We start from the raw sequence: 3,130 nt of genomic DNA, 5'->3' as shown, positions 1-3,130 counted from the left end.
AGCTCAGCCCATGCGCCCATGCCCTACTCCTCGTCCTCCTCTCCCATGCTCTGGTAGTTGGAGTGGAACAGGGCCGAGAAGCTGGCGTACTTCGTCGGGTTGCCGTACTTCGGTGCGAACTCGTAGGCGGCCCACTCGCCGTCCGGTCCGACGTCGGTGGGATCGAGCAGCCAGAAGTCCTCTCCCCGTGCAACCTCGAGGGACCGGCGAAACATCTGCACGTCGTCCTCGTTGCCGGGTATCGAGGCGTAGATCTCGGTCACGCTTCTGCCCGCATCGCTCTCGCGCATCCACGAGACGCGGTCGCATGGTTGGACAGCGTCCACCCAGGCAGCCAGGTGCGTCCATCCGTCGCTTGCCAGGAAGAATCCCCGCAGGCTGGGCGGAAACCGCAGCCCGAGCCGTTCCTCGGATGATGCCAGGGCTTCTTCCCGGGCCGGGGCGTCACCCAGCCACGCATCGACCTGGCCCTCCCGGTCAAACAGGTCCAGCTGGTCTTCGTCCAGCAGTTCGACCAGTTCGTCATCGTCGGCAGAGTTCTTCAAGTACCGCTGGCCGTAACGCTCCAAAAACCGTCGCCACTCCTGTGGCGTGGTTGGAACAGCGCCAACTGCATGCTGCTCGGGCTCAGTTGTCTTACTCATGCTGGCCATGCTGTCAGGCGGCTCTGACAACGCCGACGGCTGTGGGCCCTAACGCGCGTGAGGACCCGCTCCAGGTCACTGATGGCCGACACCGATCGTTGAAAGACAAGCTGATCCGAGATGAAGCAACGGGAAAGCCACGTCTTCTTGTCTGCTGAGCTTGCTTGGAGTGCGCTCCAAGGTCATAGCGTTCAGAGTACGCCTCCATCACTGGCGTCTGGCGGCGCCCGGAAGGCTGCCTCACTTCTATACCGGCTCCCGGCTGCACACGAAACAGGCGGGAGTCAGACGATCGATATTCCAGGAGAATCTCTGATGCAACAACGCAAGCTGGGGCAAGGCCTCGAAGTCTCGGCTCTCGGGCTCGGCTGTATGGGCATGAGTTTCTTCTACGGTCAGCCACACGACACAGCCGAGATGACGAAGCTGCTGCGGGCGGCCGTTGACCGGGGCGTGACCTTCTTCGACACTGCCGAGGTCTACGGCCCGTTCGCCAATGAGGAGCTCGTCGGTCAGGCGCTGGCGCCGGTCCGCGACCAGGTGGTGATCGCCACCAAGTTCGGAATCAAGCACGGCGAGCACGGGCCGACCCCGACGTCCGGGGTCGACAGCAGACCCGAGCAGATCCGACACGTAACCGAGGCCTCGCTCAAGCGTCTTCGAACCGAAAGCATCGACCTGCTCTACCAACACCGCGTCGACCCCGACGTGCCCATTGAAGAGGTGGCCGGCACGGTCGGGGAGCTGATCGCCGAAGGCAAGGTAAAGCACTTCGGCTTGTCCGAGGCCGGTGCCGCGACAATTCGTCGCGCCCACGCCGTGCAGCCGGTGACGGCACTGCAAAGCGAGTACTCGCTCTGGATGCGCGAGCACGAATCGGAAATCATTCCGACGTTGGAGGAACTGGGCATCGGCCTGGTGCCCTTCAGCCCCCTCGGCAAAGGATTCCTGACCGGCAAGATTGATGCCGGCACGTCACTGGCCGACAACGACCTCCGCCGCCTGCTGCCGCGCTTCAGCCCTGAAGCGCGGCAAGCCAACCAGGCGCTGGTCGATCTGCTGCAGCAGATCGCCGACGACAAGGCAGCCACGCCGGCCCAGATCGCTCTCGCCTGGGTGCTGGCGCAGAAGCCGTGGTTCGTGCCGATCCCCGGCACCACCAAGCTGCACCGTCTGGAAGAGAACCTGGGCGCACTCGACGTCGAGCTGACAACCGGCGACCTGCACCGGATCGAAGAGGCCGCGGCCGACATCCGGATCCAGGGCGACCGTTTGCCTGAGCAGCTGCAGTCGCGGTTCGGCCGCTGAACTTGTCGTTCAACTCCGTCAGGGGCTGATGTAGTCGCCCCACCAGAAAGTTGCTACGTAGGCCCGTCCAAGTGCCTCTCCGCCTCGTCCGCCCCTGATGTAGACGACGATCACCGCCAGGAGGAACCAGGCGGTGAAGCATCCCGCGACGATCAGGGCCATCCGGGGGCCCGCGGCGACAGTGATGACGATCAAGGCAATGACTGTCACGACCAGCCCTATGTGGCCATCGCTGATGACCGTGCCGGGCTTATTGCCACCTGTCATGGGAGCCCCCGCTGAAGATCACGCCGTCCTGCGCCAGCACAGCCTACGGGGCCCTGTATGCCCTGGCATTGCCGCTCGAACGACGTGGCTTGGTGCCCTTCTTGTGGTGGTCGGGGCGGCTGTATGCCTCGCCGGTCGCGAGGACGCGGCCCACGTCGTGACGGGTGGCCGGACGTCGGTCTCGCGAGCCAAGTAGCCTGCCTGGGGCGGGTGTTAGGGGTTTCGGTGCACTGGTCGGAGAGCCGGCCTTCGTGCGCAGGTTCCTGAACCCCCGCCGGAAGCGGGCAAGGGTGAGGGTGTTCGGCTCGGCCGGCTTCTCCCGGGGCCTGCGCAGATCGGTGGCAAGCGACCGGGCAAGCCGGAGCTGGGCATAGGCGGCGATCACGAGCCACGTCTACCGGTCGGCCGCTTCCGAACTGCGAAGCCGGGGTTTGGTCCATCCGAGCGGCTGCTTTAACAGGTGAAATGTGTGCTCCAGGCCGAAACGCCGCAGGAAGGACTGCCAGCAGCGGTCGACGTCCGCGGCGCTGGAGCCGGAGCCCGACCACCACAGCCAGACCGGCTTGTTCACCCCGCCGGACGGCAACTTCTCTACGGCGAGGCGGATGACGGTGCCCTTGATGAAGGACAGGGGCCCGCCGTGCTCTGCGTGGAACGGGCCCCGCAGAGCGTACGCCGGTCTGCCGCTGGAGCGGTTGGTGTCGTCCGGGCAGGCCGGGGGAGTGAGACGGGTGAGTGCCGGTCTCTCAGTGGGCCAGGGCCTTGCGGAGGTGGACTTCGCCCTCGCCGTCCGCGGGGATCGGGGTGTAGCCCTGGTTTTGGTAGAAGGCCAGGTTGTAGCTGCTGTTGGCGCCGGTGGTCAGCAGTAGGCGGCTGCACCCGTGGCCCCGGGTTTCCGCGGTGTGCAGGAG

3 protein-coding genes are annotated in these 3,130 nt (G+C 65.5%); 1 reads left to right on the top strand and 2 read right to left on the bottom strand.

The window, feature by feature from the left end; translation table 11 throughout:
* Positions 1 to 23: 23 nt before the first annotated feature.
* Positions 24 to 653, bottom strand: coding sequence for an SMI1/KNR4 family protein (locus tag ACQKIP_RS43795; protein WP_365857012.1), 630 nt, complete (start codon positions 651 to 653; stop codon positions 24 to 26).
* A gap of 306 nt (positions 654 to 959) precedes the next feature.
* Between ACQKIP_RS43795 and ACQKIP_RS43790 the strand changes: the two genes are divergently transcribed.
* On the top strand, positions 960 to 1,952 hold the full coding sequence (locus tag ACQKIP_RS43790) for an aldo/keto reductase (RefSeq protein ID WP_365857014.1): 993 nt from the start codon (positions 960 to 962) through the stop codon (positions 1,950 to 1,952).
* An 18-nt stretch (positions 1,953 to 1,970) separates the two neighbouring features.
* Here ACQKIP_RS43790 and ACQKIP_RS43785 read toward each other — a convergent pair whose 3' ends face one another.
* Entirely contained in the window at positions 1,971 to 2,147 is a 177-nt protein-coding gene (locus tag ACQKIP_RS43785; protein ID WP_427745562.1) for a hypothetical protein, read from the bottom strand.
* Positions 2,148 to 3,130: the final 983 nt, after the last annotated feature.

Source organism: Streptomyces sp. NPDC059900 (assembly GCF_050270335.1).
Taxonomy (GTDB): Bacteria; Actinomycetota; Actinomycetes; order Streptomycetales; family Streptomycetaceae; genus Streptomyces.
Note: the sequence above shows the minus strand (reverse complement) of the source record. Positions and strands in the feature narration are given on the sequence as shown.

Bases quoted from the DNA above. Each gene is read 5' to 3' on its own strand.
- ACQKIP_RS43795 (WP_365857012.1), bottom strand. From the start codon at position 653: ATGGCCAGCATGAGTAAGACAACTGAGCCCGAGCAGCATGCAGTTGGC.
- ACQKIP_RS43790 (WP_365857014.1), top strand. From the start codon at position 960: ATGCAACAACGCAAGCTGGGGCAAGGCCTCGAAGTCTCGGCTCTCGGG.